General features: G+C 39.2%; 9 protein-coding genes and 1 pseudogene. 3 read left to right on the top strand and 7 right to left on the bottom strand.

What is annotated here, in order from left to right:
• Positions 1-175 precede the first annotated feature (175 nt).
• From ACNSTQ_RS12580 to ACNSTQ_RS12595, 4 genes are all read right to left on the bottom strand, one after another.
• Positions 176-895 (bottom strand): lysophospholipid acyltransferase family protein, encoded by a 720-nt coding sequence (locus ACNSTQ_RS12580; RefSeq protein ID WP_418200171.1) that lies wholly within the window; start codon positions 893-895, stop codon positions 176-178.
• A gap of 87 nt (positions 896-982) precedes the next feature.
• Complete coding sequence (locus ACNSTQ_RS12585) at positions 983-3,388, bottom strand: penicillin acylase family protein (RefSeq protein ID WP_418200172.1); 2,406 nt, start codon at positions 3,386-3,388, stop codon at positions 983-985.
• 288 nt (positions 3,389-3,676) lie between these two features.
• Complete coding sequence (locus tag ACNSTQ_RS12590) at positions 3,677-6,877, bottom strand: UvrD-helicase domain-containing protein (protein ID WP_418200173.1); 3,201 nt, start codon at positions 6,875-6,877, stop codon at positions 3,677-3,679.
• Entirely contained in the window at positions 6,870-9,902 is a 3,033-nt protein-coding gene (locus ACNSTQ_RS12595) for a PD-(D/E)XK nuclease family protein (protein WP_418200174.1), read from the bottom strand. Before ACNSTQ_RS12595 ends, ACNSTQ_RS12590 begins: the two co-directional genes overlap by 8 nt.
• A 727-nt stretch (positions 9,903-10,629) precedes the next feature.
• On the opposite strand from ACNSTQ_RS12595, the pseudogene ACNSTQ_RS12600 reads away from it, so the two are divergent.
• From ACNSTQ_RS12600 to ACNSTQ_RS12610, 3 genes and pseudogenes are all read left to right on the top strand, one after another.
• Positions 10,630-10,941: pseudogene (locus ACNSTQ_RS12600) on the top strand (methyl-accepting chemotaxis protein); the annotation flags it as partial.
• A 325-nt stretch (positions 10,942-11,266) separates the two neighbouring features.
• On the top strand, positions 11,267-12,175 hold the full coding sequence (locus tag ACNSTQ_RS12605) for a hypothetical protein (RefSeq protein ID WP_418200175.1): 909 nt from the start codon (positions 11,267-11,269) through the stop codon (positions 12,173-12,175).
• Positions 12,176-12,448: 273 nt separating this feature from the next.
• On the top strand, positions 12,449-13,777 hold the full coding sequence (locus ACNSTQ_RS12610) for a hypothetical protein (protein ID WP_418200176.1): 1,329 nt from the start codon (positions 12,449-12,451) through the stop codon (positions 13,775-13,777).
• A 150-nt stretch (positions 13,778-13,927) separates the two neighbouring features.
• Here ACNSTQ_RS12610 and ACNSTQ_RS12615 read toward each other — a convergent pair whose 3' ends face one another.
• The 3 genes from ACNSTQ_RS12615 to ACNSTQ_RS12625 form a co-directional block, all read right to left on the bottom strand.
• On the bottom strand, positions 13,928-14,716 hold the full coding sequence (locus ACNSTQ_RS12615; RefSeq protein ID WP_418200177.1) for an enoyl-CoA hydratase/isomerase family protein: 789 nt from the start codon (positions 14,714-14,716) through the stop codon (positions 13,928-13,930).
• 281 nt (positions 14,717-14,997) lie between these two features.
• Positions 14,998-15,768 carry a DNA polymerase beta superfamily protein gene (locus ACNSTQ_RS12620; RefSeq protein ID WP_418200178.1) on the bottom strand — a complete coding sequence of 257 codons (771 nt, stop codon included), beginning with the start codon at positions 15,766-15,768 and terminating at the stop codon, positions 14,998-15,000.
• A gap of 10 nt (positions 15,769-15,778) precedes the next feature.
• Entirely contained in the window at positions 15,779-17,686 is a 1,908-nt protein-coding gene (locus ACNSTQ_RS12625) for an ABC-F family ATP-binding cassette domain-containing protein (protein ID WP_418200179.1), read from the bottom strand.
• Positions 17,687-17,713 lie beyond the last annotated feature (27 nt).

Consider the following 17,713-nt stretch of genomic DNA (forward strand, 5'->3'; position numbering starts at 1 on the left):
TATTTAAAAAGCTGGTGTGACTGTTAGCTAAGTTAAAGTTAAGCTAATCAAAATACAAAAAAATCGTATAGGAATTATAATTCCCATACGATTTTTTGTAATTGTAATTACTTTTTAATATTGTGAGACGTTCATCACTTTTAACTCTTAAACGAACAATGATGATTGCTCTATTTTACCTCTTTAATTGCTGTTCTTGAACAACATCCCTAACATGATTAGCGATTTCTTTTACATCCATATCTTTATACTGTTCGGCATAGATCGGCTTCGCAATTTTTAAGTCGACAGTCCCAGGTTGGATTAGCTTTTTTTCTTCAAACAATTTATAGGAACCATTAATTGAAATGGGCACAATTGGAACACCTGATTGTAAAGCAAGCCTGAAACTCCCTGCTTTAAACCGTCCCATTTCCTTTCCTTTACTTCTCGTACCTTCTGGAAAAATGACTAAGGAATGACCGTTTCGTAACAGATTTGCACCTTCATCTATTGCTTGAAGTGACTGTCTGCGATCTTTTCGTTGCATAAATACACAATTGATCACTGTCATCCACTGCCCCACAATCGGAACCTTTTTTACTTCTTCCTTGGATATAAATCCCTTGGGCTTATCGATATAACCTAACAACAATGGAATATCAAAATCGCCTTGATGGTTTGAAACAAATAATACAGCACCCTGTTTCGGAACATTTTCTAATCCTTCTACGTTCACTTTCGCTCCTGCTAGCTTAACGAGCGAACGAGACCAACGCTTGGGCATCGCACCTGATATTTGGTCTCTTTCTTCGACGGGAATTGATTTGTTGAGTCGCATCATTTTCCACAACGTTGGTAAACTATAAATTAAATAAAGGGCTAAGTAAATCACCCAGATGATCGTTCGTATCATGATGTACCCTCCACTCTATTCTTCCGAGAGTAATTATAGCAGAAAAATAAAGTAAGAGAGTAGTTCAAAAATGTGTAAAATTCTTTCTTAATCAGTGGGAAGCAATTCTAATTTTTTACTCGTTTTTTGATAAGTTTCTGGATTTATATTGGTTGAGTGATACTTACCATTTACCCAATCATTCATTTGATTATCGTACCAACGACTCGTCACATGACCGGATTGACCTGGAACAACGACGTGGTAGCTTTCAGACAAATCGGATAGATCCATTACACCACGCCAACCCGCACCATGATTGACTTCTCCACTATTTACATTCCACGCTGCCGCCATAACCGTAATTGCACTTCCTCCTACTGGTTGTGGTGTTGGATTGAAAAGTAAATGTAGAGGTGCAATAGCGCCTAGTGGATGTCTCACTGTAAGTTGATGAAAATCTCCCCATGACCACTTCTCCATTCTAGGTCCTTGCATCTCAATCCCACGATTTACTGCTCGCTGAAAGGCTTGGAATACTACTTCTTGATATCCCCCTTGACTTTCTATCCAAAGGCTCTCTTCACCGTTAGATGCCAGGCGGATCAGTCCATCCACAACACTTCTTCGCTCTCTAAAATGTTTAAACATATCAGGGTCAATGCGTTCCTCAAACAAGACATCTGATATCGAAGCGATCCATAAATGATGAATAAGCGGTGCAACTAAATTAGGATCATCTTCAAAATTCCACTCTTCTAGCAAACGAATGGCTTCTTGATCAATCTCTCGCAACATACTATGTGATGTTAGCGTTGGTAAAAGGAGCGGCAACAGCTCTTCAGCTTGTAAATTTTTCTGGTCAAATTGTAAAGCTTTCATATCATCAGTTGACATTACGTCTTTACTCGATAAGACATCAACAATTCGTTGTTGCCTAAACGGTTGCGCCCAGCTGTGAGCAATATGGTATGGGTAGTTATCATCGACAATTTTATTATTTGCCGTCGCTATAAAGCCTCCGTCTGGATTAATAATGGTCGGAAGGTCCTCCCACGGAATATATCCTTGCCACTCATGTTCGTCTGTCCATCCTGGAACAGGTAACAGGGCCTCATTCGTTTTACGAATAGGAATAAGTCCGTTCGCACGATAAGCAATCGTTCCATCCGTTGATGCAAACACAAAGTTTTGAGCAGGTGCATGGAAATATCTTAAAGCGTCCTCAAACTCTTCCCAATTCGAAGCTTTATTAAAACGAAGTACTGCATCTAATTCAGGTGTTGGATCATGCGCTGTCCACCGAAGTGATAACGCACTGTCTGGCTGATCATCGTGAGCGAATTCTGAAATGATCGGTCCACGTCTTGTAATGACGACATCAAACTCTATTGATTCTTCACCTTTAATTTTCAACTCTTCTTTTATGACTTCAGCTTTCTCCCAATTTCCCATGTACTCAAATTCATATGGGTTATCTGGATTGCGTTTTTCAATATATAATTGTTGAACGTCTGGGCCTACATTCGTAACTCCCCATGCGATATGTTCATTGTGGCCGACAATAATCCCCGGTATTCCCGCAAAGATGACCCCTGTCACATTCACTTCAGGTGATTTTAAATGCGTTTCATACCATATCGATGGTGTAGCTAATCCTAAGTGAGGGTCATCTGCAAGTAGCGGCTTTCCTGATGCTGTTTTTTCTCCACTTATGACCCAGTTGTTACTACCATTTTCTAAATTCGGGCTATCTGCATAGGCAAAACTTTTCGAAAAGTCCAATGTATGCGCTTTCAAAAGATCCAATACGTGTGGACCTCCTGCAGGATAGGTTGGGAATAGCTCAAGTGCTTCCTCTTCTGAAAAGTTTTGAACTAAATAATGTCTAAACATCTGACTTTCCCAATTGCCCCCTAGATCATAAGCCATATACTTTCCTAGAGTAATAGAGTCTACGACTGTCCAAGGCGTTGGTTCGTAACCCATGAAACGAAACTCTATTGGTAAGGTCCCCTCTTCTTTAGCTTCATGAATGAATGCATTCACCCCATCTGCATAAGCTGTTAATGCCATAATAGCACCTTCCGATAAGTGATCAATCGTTCCTTCAGCAGACCTTCTTAACCCAAATGTCCGAAAGAACTTATCATTTTCAACAGTTGCTTCTCCAATCACTTCACTTAACATTCCCGAGGCTTGTCTACGGCCTAAATCCATTTGAAAGAGTCGATCCTGCGCCGTTACATACCCTTGGGCAAAGTAGAGATCATTTTCATTTTTTGCTTCAATATGAGGAACACCGTTCTCATCGCGCCATACCGTTACGGTTTCTTGTAATCCTGAAAGTTGTATCGTCCCTTCAATAACTGGTAGAGGCTTTTTCAGTTGAAGATATCCCCAAATAATAACTGATGTAACGATTAATACTAAAACTAGTGCGCCAATTAACGTAATCTTTTTGAACAAATTTTGTTTTGTACGACTTCTCTGGCTTCGGACGATAGTTTCCAAATAAGTTCCCCCGTTTCTATTTTTTATTCGTTTTAAGATTGATTATCTATTATTATATCGATATATATCAGAAAATTCTATATTTTAACAAAAATAAAGGGCTGTTCCGTTGAAACACATACCTCTCAACTTTGGTAAATTGTACTTTACGTCATCTGTCTTCCATTATGAGGAAATCTTCTGTTCTAATTCGTCGTTCAGGGGGCAGTCTATTTTTAGAAAAATCCCTCCTCCAACAATCGGCTGAAAATGCCCTTGTTGAAGGAGGGATTATTTAAACACATTCATTTAGATCTTCACACAATCGTGCGTTTGAACAAAATAGATACTCATTTCCCCTACCTGTTCCTGTGTGATTTCTTCCCAAGCTTTTTTATAAACATTGAGCTGCTTTGCGTAATGATCTTTTAGCTTTTCTATATCTTCTTTTCTTGTAAATCGGTCCGTCTTATAGTCTACGATAATCCACTGATCATTTTCTTTAAAAATAAGATCAATAATCCCTGTTAATATCGTTTCACCTGTTTCTTCTCGATATAATGGATGGCCTTCTTGGACCATGACTGTAAATGGCATTTCTGCATACCACTCAACGGATTGCTTGCAACGCTCCCAAATAGGTGACTGTAAAAACGCTTCGATGGCAACGTTAACTTCTTTCGCACGTTCTAAAGGAAAGTCATATTGGCTTAGAAGCTCCTCAATGACTTCGCTTCTATGCTCACTTCCTTTAAGAATTGCTTCAAACGCTTCATGAATGACACTTCCCCAATCCTTGCCACCGCCAGTTTCCCGAGCGATAGCTAGTAAGGAATGATCGTCTTCTGTTCGGTCTGTCGGCCGTTCCATCTCATACGTTTTCTGCTTTAATGGTTCGGCCCAGTTCAATACTTGGTCGCGGATCTGCTTCCACTCGACTGAGCTAACCACGTTTTTATCCGTAGCTTCAGGTTTAGCGGTGTCTTCAGGTACTTTAAACTCATTCAATTCAAGCCCCTCGAGCAGATCATTCCACGGATTATTTTTTTCATTGCTTTTATCCATACAACTAATGACAAGCATCTTCTCAGCCCGCGTCGCAGCTACATAAACGAGTCGCATTTCCTCCGCTTTTAAATACTCATACTCTTCTACTTGCAGACGTTTCCAGTTTGGTGGTTGAGCCATCATCTCGTCTTTTTCATTGGTAAAACAAAAGTAGCCAATAGAATTTTCTTGCTCGCGTTGGATATGACGGCCAATTTTATCTTTTTGATCGACAAACTTCTTCGGATGAACTAGAAACACAATTGGTGCCTCAAGCCCTTTTGATTTATGAACATTCATGACACGTACGGCATTTTCTTCATCCGGTAATGTCATCTCTTCCATTGATTCGTCAACGATTAATTGCTCTAATCGTTCAACGATAGCATAAAACTCAGCATGTCCGCTTGCTTCGTAAGCTCTTAATTTCTCTAATACTTGGTAGGTGCGAGTATAATCGCGTTTATTTTTTTCTAAACTCATATACTTCGGCAGTAAACCGACATCCAACAAAATCTTCTCAATGGCCGCAGTTGGGATGTCTTGTCTGCGCCACATATAATATTGCTTCAGCTTGTCGTATATTAATGTTAATAAGGCTTGTTCTTCTTCTCCTAATTGTTCAGGAATGGCTGTAAATAATGCAAGCCTTCCGCCATGAGTAGTGAAGTTATATAAAAGCTTATCACTAAGACCGAATAGTGGGCCTCGTAATACAGCTGCAGCATAAAGAGAATTCGTCGGTTCCGCTAAAAGCTTGAACAGGTAAAGTGCCGCACGAAGTTCTTCATCTTCAGCTAAGCTGACCTCTCCAGTTGTCATCACAGGGATCCTATACTCTTCCAATTTTTTTGCATAATCATCAATTCCGCCGTTGTACCGGGTCAGGATCATAAAATCTCGTGGTTGCGCTTCACCATTTGTTAGCTTTTCACGGATATACTTTGCGATTCCGTCAGCATCAGCTTCAATCACTTCCGCTGTTTTTCTTGCATTAGGAACCGTCCATTTATAAATGCCCAATTTCTGTTCTTCTTCCAGATTATCTTTTTTTACGGAATTTAACGGTCTGTAAGCGGCTTGATAACTTGTTTCTTGTTCAGGTAAATGCTGAACAAACACTTCATTTAATGGTTCAGTAACAAGACTCGTCGTTCGGAAGTTCATCGTTAAATTCAGCGCTTCCCCGCCCGTACTCGCAATCATCTCCTTTACGCGTTGATAAATATCAATATCCGCGCGCCGGAACCGGTAAATCGACTGCTTCGGGTCCCCAACTACAAAGAGAGAGCCCTGACGAGGCGTTAACTTCGTCCAATTCTTTTCTTCAATTTCTTCACCCGTTAGATACAACATTAATTCGGCTTGGATTGGATCCGTATCTTGGAATTCATCAACGAGTAAGCACTTATATTTCTGTTGAAAATATCGACGAACCTCACTGTTTTCCTTTAATAATTTCGCCGATTCAGAAAGCAAGTCTTGAAAGTTTAATGAAGATCGCTTCTTTTTTAAGCTCTGGTAATATGCTAGTGCTGGCTTTAAAAATGGAATTAACCGACTATGGCAAAATTCAAACCATCTTTCTAGTACAGGCGCAACCGCTTCTGCAAGAATAATTTGACGTTCATCTCTTATTTCTTTTGCTACATCATTATCTTTCCAACGATTTAAGGTAACCGTTGTTTTCTTTTGATAGGGCCTTAACATCGCCACTTTCGTCTTATCTTTCGTAATGTCAAAATATTTTAATTCCCGCATCGTGCGAAGAACTTTCTTCTGAAGCGAATCATAACCTTTATCAGGTTCTTCTTCTGGTAGATTTGTTTTTACATATTCTATGAATGCTTTTAGCTCAGAGAATACCTCACTTAAATCAGGTCGTTCTGTTTCATCATAAAACCAGACCACATCAGCATACTCGCGAAGCTCATGCAAATTCGCTCGTAAAGAAGCGACATCAATGCCTAACTCGGAAAGCTCATCCAATTGTTCTGTAGATTTTAAGCGAATATCATTGATGTACCGTTCCCACGCTTCATCGGCAATCATTTTGTCCTCTTGTTCATCTAACTCTTTAAAGTCAAAATCAAGCCCTGCTTCTACTGGTCGTTCCCGTAACAACCTGGCACAGAAAGAGTGAACTGTTCCAAGGTAACATTGATCAAAGTCGGCTAAGGCTCGTTCAATTCTTTCTTTAACAACAGCATCCGTTATTTCTTTTCTTCTTTTCTCTAATTCGGTTTGAAACCGTTCCTTTAACTCGTCGGCCGCCTTTCGCGTAAACGTAATCGCAACAATTTCTCGAATTTCATATGTTCCTGTTGTCACGAGATTGGCCATTCTTTGAACAAGGCTGAAGGTCTTTCCAGAGCCTGCGCCTGCTTCCACAAGAAAGTTCGTGTTCAAGTGCTCCATAATCTTGTCACGTTCAGCTTGATCCATTAACACAACATCAGTCATACGAGCGCACCTCCTTTAACCGTAAAGCTCCTGAAGCTGTTTCTTCTTCGTGTTTTTTTGCAAGTACCTCTTCTTCGTACGTGTGCCTTTGACAAACTATTTTATAATCACAAAATTTACAATCATCAGCTGCATCGGTGTAAGGAAAATGCCCTTTAGCAAGGAGGTCACATAAGTGCTCGACGATCGTTAAAAATTGCTGCTTTTCATCATCGTTATGCTTTCGTACAATTCTCTCACCTTGCCCTTTCAGTGTCGGAAAAAGGTAGGTGCTTGAGCTGACTTGTGCATTTTGATGCGCAAAAAGCTTTTCAAACGCAAGTGCATACAAGCTATGTTGAAGTTTACGTCCCCCGTTAAAATAAGCTTTTTCCGTATAGCCATAAGAACTTCCTGTCTTATAATCAATAATTGCGTATAGTCCATTCTTTAAACGATCGACACGGTCAATTTTTCCGCTTAATCGGATCGACTCCCCGTTGGCGAGGTCGATCGTTGCTGGGTCTTGTCCTCTTATTCCAAAATTAAATTCAAAGAATAACGGGTCGCCTTCACCACTCGCTTCTTCCTCCGCTTTCAGAAAGACCGCACATGACTCTAAAATTTCCTGGCGTTCTAACAAATAAATAATTTCACTTGGCGGCGGGTTACTTTCTCGTTCGAAAGAGAGCACTTGATCAGCAATCTCGATAATCAGATCTAGATGTTGTTCTACTTGCGGTTTTTGTTTCACTTCTTTTAAACGTTCATAAAAACGCTCAAACACTTCATGCATTAAACTTCCTCTCGCCTGCGGCTTCAACCAGCTATACATATCATATTCTTCTATTTGGTCTTCTTCTACATATAGGATATGCTTTAAAAAATATTTGTAAGGACAAGTCCCGAGCATCTCTAACTTACTCGTTGTAATGGTAAGCTGTTCATTTTTTCTAGGATCAAGCTTGTCGTGATCGTATTCTACTCGTCCGTCGAACTCGGTAAACACCTCATTACGACGTGCCTCTCTAGCCGACTCAGCTTGTCTTAAATGCAAGAATGCTTCTTCGTTCAACACGTCTTTATCCAATTGACTGTTGTCCCACACTTGCTTGGCCCACCATTCACTTTCATGGAGGATATTTGTTGCTTCTTTTTGGATAAAATGAACATCACCTTGCAGAGCAAGGGCAAGCTCTTCACCTGTTACACTAGGTTGTCTGGTCAATAATCGATAGGCTTGTAAAAAGATATGCGCCGGAGCGGATCGCCGATTTTCAACCGTATCCATAAACGGATAACTCATTTGCACATGACCTTTTGTCGTCAATAATAGCTGAACAAATAAATAAAAATTCCGTTTGACAAACTCACGACCTAACGTCATCTCAGGATGAATCACTTTTCTTTCTAAATCAAGAAGAATCGGGTCTTCTTTTTGACGGCCAGGAAATCTTCCGTTATCTAAGCCAACGATAAACACATGAGGCCGATCTAAATACAAACCAATTCGATGAGGGGAGATATGGAGATGGCCTGGTTTAGGCATAGATGCTCCCACTGTAAGCTTCATTAACCACTGTTCCGTATCATTTAGTGCCTCACCTAACGTCATGTCTCCATCTGCCAGATGCTCAACTTCTGTTATCGCTTCAATTAATTGATTTTTAGCCGATGTGTTTAGCGCATTCTTTGAGTTATCTTCTACTGAAATTAAATCTTTTAAAGCGATTAACCACTGCTTATACGAAATAGAACTCCACGTACCATCTCCTTCAAAACGTTCCATCCATGGGATTAACCATTTTTCTAATTGTTTGTATCTCTCTAGCTTTTGTACAGCACGTGTATTGGATGGATCTTCTTTTATTTTTAGTGCTAAATCCGCCATTTTTTCATTAAGCTTTTGTAAATACCTTTCTTTTCCCCAATGAATGTCTGCATCTTGAAGAAGCTCAATGACTTTTTCTCCTGATAGTTCTATCTGATTTAATGAAATACAGCCTTCTCTAATTAATTTAGCAAGCATCTTGACACTGTAATTTTCACGTATCCACTGAAATACACCTTTAATAAGCTTTCCGGGCTTTGTTAGATTAACAGGCACTCCTTCTGCAAACGTTACACAATCCTCTAGCTTTTGTTTTTGCACAAAGCGAAGAACACTTTCTACGTAAGGCCGTCCACTCGTATAGAAAATGACGGATTGATCAAAAGGTAGATTCTTATTTTTTAATTCCCTAAATACACCATGGATTTCTTCATCTTCACTAATGGCTGCTTTTAAAGCAAGATCCGGTTCACTAGGTGCATTTTCGATTTGATATAAAAAACCAAATGGATGGTGCGATTGGATATTCTTTGATGGCGGCAACATCGTTGGCAGCGGTTCTACCCCAAGAACTGCTGGGAAGTCTAGTGCGACAACCTCTTCGCCTTTCGTGTAATGCAGAAAAAACTCTTTCTCAATTCGATAATAAGCTTCATGAGGAAAAAAGATATAAAGTGACTGTTTTTTGGGATCAACAGGTTGTTGCATGGCAAGCTCGAAGATATCCGCCGTATCCAGCAATCGATTTTCTTGGCGTTTTTGTTCATACGCATGAAAGAGCTTGTATAAATCTTCTCCTTTCTCTTGCTTTAGAAATGCTTGTTTTGGAAAAGTTTTTACAGATACTCTCGCTTGTTTTAAATCTAAAATCGCTTGGTACACAGCTTGACTAAATGCAGGGGTCAATTGAACAGAGTTAAAATAATTTAACTGTTTGTCGGCTTTCAATTTTTGCAACTCTGAAAAGATATACTGCTTGCCAATTTGGTGTGGCATTTGTTTATAATCGGCTTTTTTCATAATAGGTTTAATTAACTCTAAAGCTAAGTCCATAAACGTTTTGACCTTCACATTAAGAACTGGTTGCCCCGCTCTCGCTAATGCTTGTATCACAAGTTGTCCATCACGGTGTGAAGGAACAACAAAAATCTTCTCTGTTAACTTATTCTTTGTCACAATTTCAGTAAGTTGCTCAATAATAGGATGAGGATTCATATTAACCTCCCAGCTTTTAGTAGATCACCCTTTAATTATACAGAAATTACTATCGAAAAGCGAATGTTAGTTCTCTTTTTAACATTTTTCTGACACAAAATCTTTTATCTCAACTCTCTCCACCTCTATCCTTTTACGCTACAATAAAGTTGACATCTTCAGCCAATTCATCCAGAGGACCAATACGCTTAAATACTTGGAAATGAATGTGGAGGGAAAACAATTGAATAAACTAGATCAATTAATTGAAGTAGCACCACTATTAAAAGAGTTGTTTTTAGAAGAGGACAATATGATTGCAATTAGCAACTTGAGCGAAATTGTATATTATGTTCCCGGTAAAACGCTAAATACAGCGCGTTTAGGAGATAAGCTTTTAGAGGGAGACGGTCTGTATGACACGATTAAAGCCAAACAGACACTGCGTGTCAATATACCTAAAGAGGTAAAAGGTGTTCCTTTTCGTGCGGTTACAACTCCTGTTCGTGATAACAATGGGGAAATTATTGGTGCTTTCGGAATTGGCTGGAGTCTAGAGGAAGTTTATAAAATAAATGAATTATCAGAAACGCTCGCTGCTTCTATCGAAGAAATCTCTGCTAGTCTTTCAGAAATTTCAAATACAGCTCTAGAATCATCTGCTTCTCAAGAAAAAATTACAGCATCTGCGCACGATATGAAACAACATGCCGATGAAACACAAACAATTACGAGTCTAATTAAGAAGGTTGCAGGACAAACGAACCTTCTTGCCTTAAACGCTGCGATTGAAGCTGCTCGTGCAGGCGATCATGGGAAAGGCTTTGCTGTTGTAGCTAACGAGGTTCGAAAGCTCTCGGTAGAAAGTAATGACGCTGTCAAGGGAATAGAGCTTTCTTTACATGAAATGAAGGAAGGCATTACAGCAATACAAAACCAAATTGTTCAGACTTCTCAATATGTACACTCACAAACAGCAGCTACCGAAGAGATTACAACTGCGGTCCAATCACTACATGCTGTTGTTGACGACATAATAAAGCTTTCCAAAATAAGTTAACTATAAGGTGAAAAGGGTCCCTACATAAGGGACCTTTTTTTAGTTTCTCCTAGTTTTTTTTCTCTACTGCACACCATTCACGGCTTTTGGTTGACGCTTTCTCTTGATTTTTCCCTCTACTGCTCACGTTTCATCCCTTTTCGTTCACGCTTTCTCCTAAATTTCCCCTCTAACGCTCACGATTTATCCCTTTTCGTTCACACATCCTCCTAATTTCTCCACCAGCGCACGCCATTACACTCTTTTAGTTACAAAAGCAAACAACATTTCACTTTTTAGTTAAAAACATTTACAATAATAGGTAAGGAGAAAAAAAGGTTATTAAATGCTCCAGCGAAAGGAAGGTTATTTTATGACTCTACCTGCTTGCCTGCTCGGGAAAACTGTTAGTTTAAATAACAATTCACACTATCTTATCAAGTATCAAGAACCTACAGACAAGGATAACCATGTCATTTTATTTGAAGAGGACCGCCCGAAAATTTATGCGCGTATATCTCACTCAGGGGAATTTTTACAATCTTTTTTCCTAAATAAGACACATGATGCAAATGCAGTACGCTGCCTAGAACAATGTAAGCAAATTGAAGCTGCCAGAACGAATAGTCCTCTTACCCAAGCTGATATTAAAGATGCTTTAAATGATCAGGAACATGCTAAATTTCATAATAAAAATTTAGAAAAACTTCTTTCGGACGAACATTTACAAGATATTAAAAATTGTTGGCCTTCTCGTTTATTAACATCACAATCAACTAACAATAAGTCTTCTAACTCATTGATCCATTCCACACTCATAACAGCACTTTCTTTTGCGAATCCCAAAAAAGCGATCGACTTTTTACTGCTCCATCGTTATGACAAGTTTCTGGTCCACCTGATCAGCCAATTTGAGCAATCCCCATCATTAGTTTCAGATATCTTAACCTATTATAATAATCACCAAGCCAATGATGACGCTGAAACTTTCCTAATACAGTTAGCAAAAAAATCTTCCCTATCTAATGTTGCATTTTTAAACTTTCTATTAGATGAAAGTCGCAAACTAAATAAAGTAAACGTTAATTCCACTGTATTTAAGCAAGTGTTTACAACCATTTATCAACGTGGAAAAAGAAAATACGGAAAAGATGTTACGTCATGGCTGAGTTCCATAACTAATGAAAAGAGAAATCACTTAAAACAGGACATTCTACAATTAATTAAAGATAAGAAAGATAAAAAAACTAGTTAATGTATAGTGAACGAAGCTAGTTATTACAACAATTGCATTATGTGAAGAATAGAAAGAGAAAAATAAATGAACACTATTGACGCTAGGAAAACCATTTAGTCCTAGCGTTTTTTCTACTCTCTGCTTTAATTTTTCTAGTCAGTCATTTGTAAGGTTTCTTCTAGAACGGAACTTTAGCCACCCCTCAAAATGCTCATTGACCTTTCAGGAAAATCCTTCCTATAATATAAAACGTAATGATTACTATTTATAAAAAGGGGGATCACTTTACAGATGAAAAGCTATTTACGTAACTCAAAGGTGCTTGTTAGTCTATTACTAACGGTCACTATCTTGCTTATTGTAGGTTGTAGTTCAAATTCAACATCAACAACAAACGAAGAAACTGCTTCAAACGAGAGTATGTCCGAGGATCTTACATCTGAAAATGAAGAAGAAGAGGAACCTACAGAAGAAAACGAAGAGCACAGTAAATTAAATGAGAAAAACGGAACACGCATTGCCGTTAGCTATGAAGAAGGTGTCATCATTTTAGACGGAAACTTTCAAATCATTGACACTCTAGAAACCGACACTAGTGCTATGGGTCTTGCAGCTGACAATCGTCACGTGTTTCTGAACAACCGCGAAGAAGGGATATTAAAGCTTCTAGATTTAGGTGTATGGGCTGAAAGCCATGGTGATCATGGGCATACATATGTAGATCCACCTGTTGTATCAGACTATGAAATACATGGGGAAAAGCCAACACACATCGTTACACATAGTGGAAAAACAGCAATCTTCTATGATGGTGATGGTCAAGTAGAGGTTTATCCAAATAAAAGTTTAAAAACCAATAAAAAGCCAGATCCTATCTTTACGGTCCCTGGTATAGGACACCACGGGGTTGCAGTACCTTTATCAAATGGAAATTATGCTGTTTCATATACAGATGAGGAAGATCCACAGCCACTTCCAGAAGGTATTGTTATTTATGATGATGAAGGAGAAGAAGTATCCCGATATGCATCTTGTCCTCGCCTTCATGGTGAAGCTTCTCATGGGTCTAAAGAAAAAGAAATCGTTGCCTTCGGTTGTGAAGGGCAAGTTCTTTTATACCTTCCGCACACAGATGAAGCGATAGAAGTTTCCTTACCTGATGAAGAGGCACGAGTTGGAACGATTAAGAGTCATAATGCTAGTGGTTATTTTCTAGCAAACTACAGCAGTAAAGAAAAACCAGAGCTCGGGTCAAATGTTAGTGTAATTGGCATTGATGAAAAATCCCTTAAAACTGTCGATATCTCCACACCTTATATAAGCTCAATGGCCGTTAATGCGGTGGGAGAAGGGTTTGTCCTAGGCATAAACGGAACCCTATATCAACTCGACTTAGCAAGTGGAACGATTACATCTGAACTTCAGGTTATTGATCCATTTGAATTAGCTGAAGGGCACGGACATGATCATGTGTACCCTAGTCTAGCATTAGTGAATGACCAAGTCGTTATTACTGATCCAGATAATAACACACTGATACTTGTCCACGATGACCACGTGGATACAGTATTAACTTTAGACGTACAACCAACAGGTATTATATCAGTCACTGCATTTTAATCAGTGTTAAGATTAACGTTCAGGCCTATCAAAAATCTTCTAGGACCAAATCTAAAATTTTGGTCCTAGAAGATTTTTTGGTTCAATTAAAGCTCTTTTATATACATTATAGTATAAGTACGTTCCTCACCAAATTTATTGGAGGATTTACTATTCCCCTTGGAACACGGGCTTTCTTTTCTCAGCAAAAGCTTGAACCCCTTCCTGAACATCTTTGGTTCCAAAACATTGTTTAATAAAGGCGTACTCTTGTTTTAGAATTGATGTAAGATCGGTATCAGGGCTTGCAGCAAGCAATCTTTTAGAAAGCGTCATTGCAACCGGCGGTCCTGCCGCTAATTCCCTGGCAAAGTTCATCACCTGTTCCTGAAATTCTTCATCATGGAATATTCCGTTCACTAATCCAATTCGTTCTGCTTCCTCAGGGTAAATATCCCGACCGGTTAAGATCAATTCGGCAGCCTTTGCCTGACCGACCAACCGTGGTAAAAAATAACTCATTCCCGCATCAGGGCTGAGACCGCGGCGAATGTACCCAGCTGTTACCCTTGCATCTGCAGAGATAAAGCGGATGTCACAAGCAAGAGCTAGCGCGAGTCCTGCACCAGCCGCAATCCCATTGATTGCAGCAATAACTGGCTTATCACAATGAACAATCCCCAACGCTTGGTGACCAACCCAACCCAATTCATCTAATTTTTCATGACGAGATTGATCGTCTGGATTTCTCTTCGCATATTCAGTCAAATCAAGACCTGCACAAAATCCTCGTCCACTGCCGGTAATGACAATGACACGGACTTCATCGTCAGCAGAAGCCTCTGAAACTGCCTCGATAATCTCATTACTAAGTGTATCATTTACGGCATTAAGACGCTCCGGTCTGTTAAGTGTTAGTGTACGGACCCCATCTTTGGTTTCGATAATAATATGTTCCATCTTTAATTCCTCCTCAATAATTTGTTTTTCTTTCACTTCATATCATTTATTAATTATTCTGACTATTTTAGTATAACACTTTTCTCAATTACTTGTCACAATTTACTAGATTAAAGATTTGTTTAGATTGAATAGGCTGTTTTATATTCAAAAGATTCACGCTAAAGCGTGAAGAACCAAGCTTTCGCTTGGCTACGGTCCAATAGCTAAAAAGCCTGACCCTAGTATACTCAACTTTGGATCAGGCCCCTTCTTATTAATAATAGTTTGTTTGAACCGAATTAATCCCAAACCCTATCTAACGTTGATTGAAAAAATTGGTCTAACGCTTCTGTATAGTTCTCTCTATCTTCTTCTAGCGCTTTTACATATTCACTCAGTTGAACCATTCGTTCAGCCACATATTCTTGTGTTGCAATCAATTCTTCTCTTTTTACTTCTTCAACTTTTTTTAATTTGTTCGCCAATAACTCATCTATTTCAGATCGAAGTGGACTTGGAGTTAGTACCCCATCAATAAAATGTTGAAGCTCATTTGGCGGAATGGAATGATATTTCTCAATCCAACTGCAGGCTAATAAGGGTTTTACAACATTTAAGACGAGCTTAACGTTAGCGTTTGGGCTGTTAAACGCTCCTTTCGCATTACGTTTTGCCATATTAAGATAATGATACAAGCAGGTCTTAGCGGAAAACGTACTACGTGAAAGCAAACGCAGTTCATTCACAATTGCGTCCTTTTCATAATAGACGATGCTAGATTGTAACCACTCCAACAGCGTTGGGTTGGACTTGTTCAATAAAACTAATGCTTTTCTTAGATCCCAACCGACCATATCTAGTTCCTTCGTTACGGGGATTTCCAATACCTCTCGCTTTTGCTCAATCGATAGATACCAGTTTTTCGGACGGATATAGATAAAGCGTACATCATAATCACTGTCTTCAGAAGCCGTCCCCCACGCTCTACTTCCTGCTTCACACGCATAAATAATTTTCACATGATGTGCAGCTTCCATTTCTGAAAGAATGTTTTTGATTTTTTCTTTCATTTAACCCCCGTTATTTTTGGCCTTCGATTTCCTCAACTAATAGGGAAAGTTCTTCCCACCGTTCCATCGCTTGTTCCAACTCTTCTTCTGTAAGTTTCTGTTCTTTCATTAATTCATTAATTTTTCCATAATCACTGCCTGCAGCCACAATGTCCGCTTCAATTTGTTCGATTTTTAATTCCAGCTTTGAAATGCGCTCCTCGATGGTATTCCAATCTTGTTGGTCTTTATACGAAAGCTTCTTTCGCTGTTCCTTCTTTTTCGGTTGCTCATTCGTTTCTTGCACTTTCGCTTTTCTTTCTTGAAGTTCTAGTTCTTTTTCCAGTCTCTTGTCTTCCATATATTCCGAATAAGAACCTTGGTAACGGCTAATTAAACCGTTCCCTTCAAAGACAAGCAAATGGTCGACTACACGATCCAAGAAATAACGGTCATGGGAGACCGTTAATACGACTCCAGGAAATTGATCGAGATAATCCTCTAATACACTCAACGTTTGTGTATCAAGGTCGTTCGTCGGCTCATCGAGAAATAAAACATTCGGCTCTTCCATCAGGACACGAAGTAAATAAAGGCGGCGGCGTTCGCCTCCAGACAATCTGCGAATATACGTCCATTGCATCGCCCGAGGAAACAAGAATCGTTCTAACATTTGTTCGGCGGTAATGATTTGATTATCGACCGTCCGAACGATTTCGGCACCTTCTTTGATGTAATCAATCACTCGTAAATTTCCATCAAGCTCTTCATCATCTTGAGTATAATAGGCGATTTTTACCGTTTCACCGACTTCAATCTCACCTTCACTCGGTTCAAGTCTACCCGCTAAAATATTTAATAACGTAGATTTCCCTGTTCCGTTTGGCCCAATAATTCCTAACCTTTCTCCTGGAACAATTAAATAATTTAAATGGTTAAATAGCTTGTGTTCACCGTAAGACTTCGAAAGATCTTTTACTTCGATTACCTTTTTTCCCAGTCGAGTGGAGCCGATCGCAAAATCAACGTCACCTTTTTGTGTAGGGCCTTTTTGATCTCTTAAATCCTCGACTCGCTGGATCCGGGCCTTTTGTTTGGTCGTTCGTGCTTTAGCCCCTCGTTGTAACCAGGCTAGCTCCCGTCGTAATAAGTTTTGACGTTTCGTTTCACTTTGTTCAGCAAGCGCTTCTCGTTCAGCTTTTTTTTCAAGGAACGCTTCGTAATTGCCTTCATACGTATAAAGTTGTCCTTGATCTAATTCATAAATACGATTGGTTACTCGGTTAAGAAAATACCGATCATGTGTTACCATTATGAGCGACCCTTTATACTGAGCTAGATAGCTTTCTAACCATTCAATCGTCTCATTGTCTAAATGGTTCGTCGGCTCATCTAATATTAGTAAATCAGCAGGTTGAATTAACGCTTTCGCAATCGCTACACGTTTCTTTTGACCACCAGATAGATACTTTACTTTTTTCGTAAAATCAGTAATCCCAAGACGAGTCAGTATCGTTTTTGCAACGGTGTTGGCCTCCCACGCCTCACACTCATCCATCTTCGCTTGAATTTTTAAAAGACGTTCTTGATGTTGATTGCTTTCTGGTTGGTTTTGAAGTTCATGCAGGGCTTGCTCATATTCCCGCATCACTTTCATAATCAGCGAGTCGCCGTAATAAATTTGTTCTAAGGTTGTTAGATTGTCGTCTAAATCCGGTTGTTGCGGAAGATATTCAATTTGAAGCTGGTTGGAATGAGTGATCTTCCCCTCTTCCATCCCTTCTTCTTTGGAGATTACTTTTAATAATGTTGATTTCCCCGTTCCGTTAACACCAATTAGACCAATTCGTTCCCGTTCGCCAATCGCAAATGAAATATGATCGAATAAAACTTTCTCACCGAATGATTTATATAAATTTTCTATTGTAAAAATACTCATCTTCTCAATCCTTACGTTTCATATTGT

Source organism: Alkalihalobacterium sp. APHAB7, assembly GCF_048323755.1.
In the GTDB taxonomy this organism is placed as follows: domain Bacteria; phylum Bacillota; class Bacilli; order Bacillales; family Bacillaceae_F; genus Alkalihalobacterium.

What these genes read in the sequence shown, in the direction of transcription:
- ACNSTQ_RS12580 (WP_418200171.1), bottom strand. Translation starts at nt 895, where the DNA reads ATGATACGAACGATCATCTGGGTGATTTACTTAGCCCTTTATTTAATT.
- ACNSTQ_RS12590 (WP_418200173.1), bottom strand. Translation starts at nt 6,877, where the DNA reads ATGACTGATGTTGTGTTAATGGATCAAGCTGAACGTGACAAGATTATG.
- ACNSTQ_RS12595 (WP_418200174.1), bottom strand. Translation starts at nt 9,902, where the DNA reads ATGAATCCTCATCCTATTATTGAGCAACTTACTGAAATTGTGACAAAG.
- ACNSTQ_RS12605 (WP_418200175.1), top strand. Translation starts at nt 11,267, where the DNA reads ATGCTCCAGCGAAAGGAAGGTTATTTTATGACTCTACCTGCTTGCCTG.
- ACNSTQ_RS12610 (WP_418200176.1), top strand. Translation starts at nt 12,449, where the DNA reads ATGAAAAGCTATTTACGTAACTCAAAGGTGCTTGTTAGTCTATTACTA.
- ACNSTQ_RS12615 (WP_418200177.1), bottom strand. Translation starts at nt 14,716, where the DNA reads ATGGAACATATTATTATCGAAACCAAAGATGGGGTCCGTACACTAACA.
- ACNSTQ_RS12620 (WP_418200178.1), bottom strand. Translation starts at nt 15,768, where the DNA reads ATGAAAGAAAAAATCAAAAACATTCTTTCAGAAATGGAAGCTGCACAT.
- ACNSTQ_RS12625 (WP_418200179.1), bottom strand. Translation starts at nt 17,686, where the DNA reads ATGAGTATTTTTACAATAGAAAATTTATATAAATCATTCGGTGAGAAA.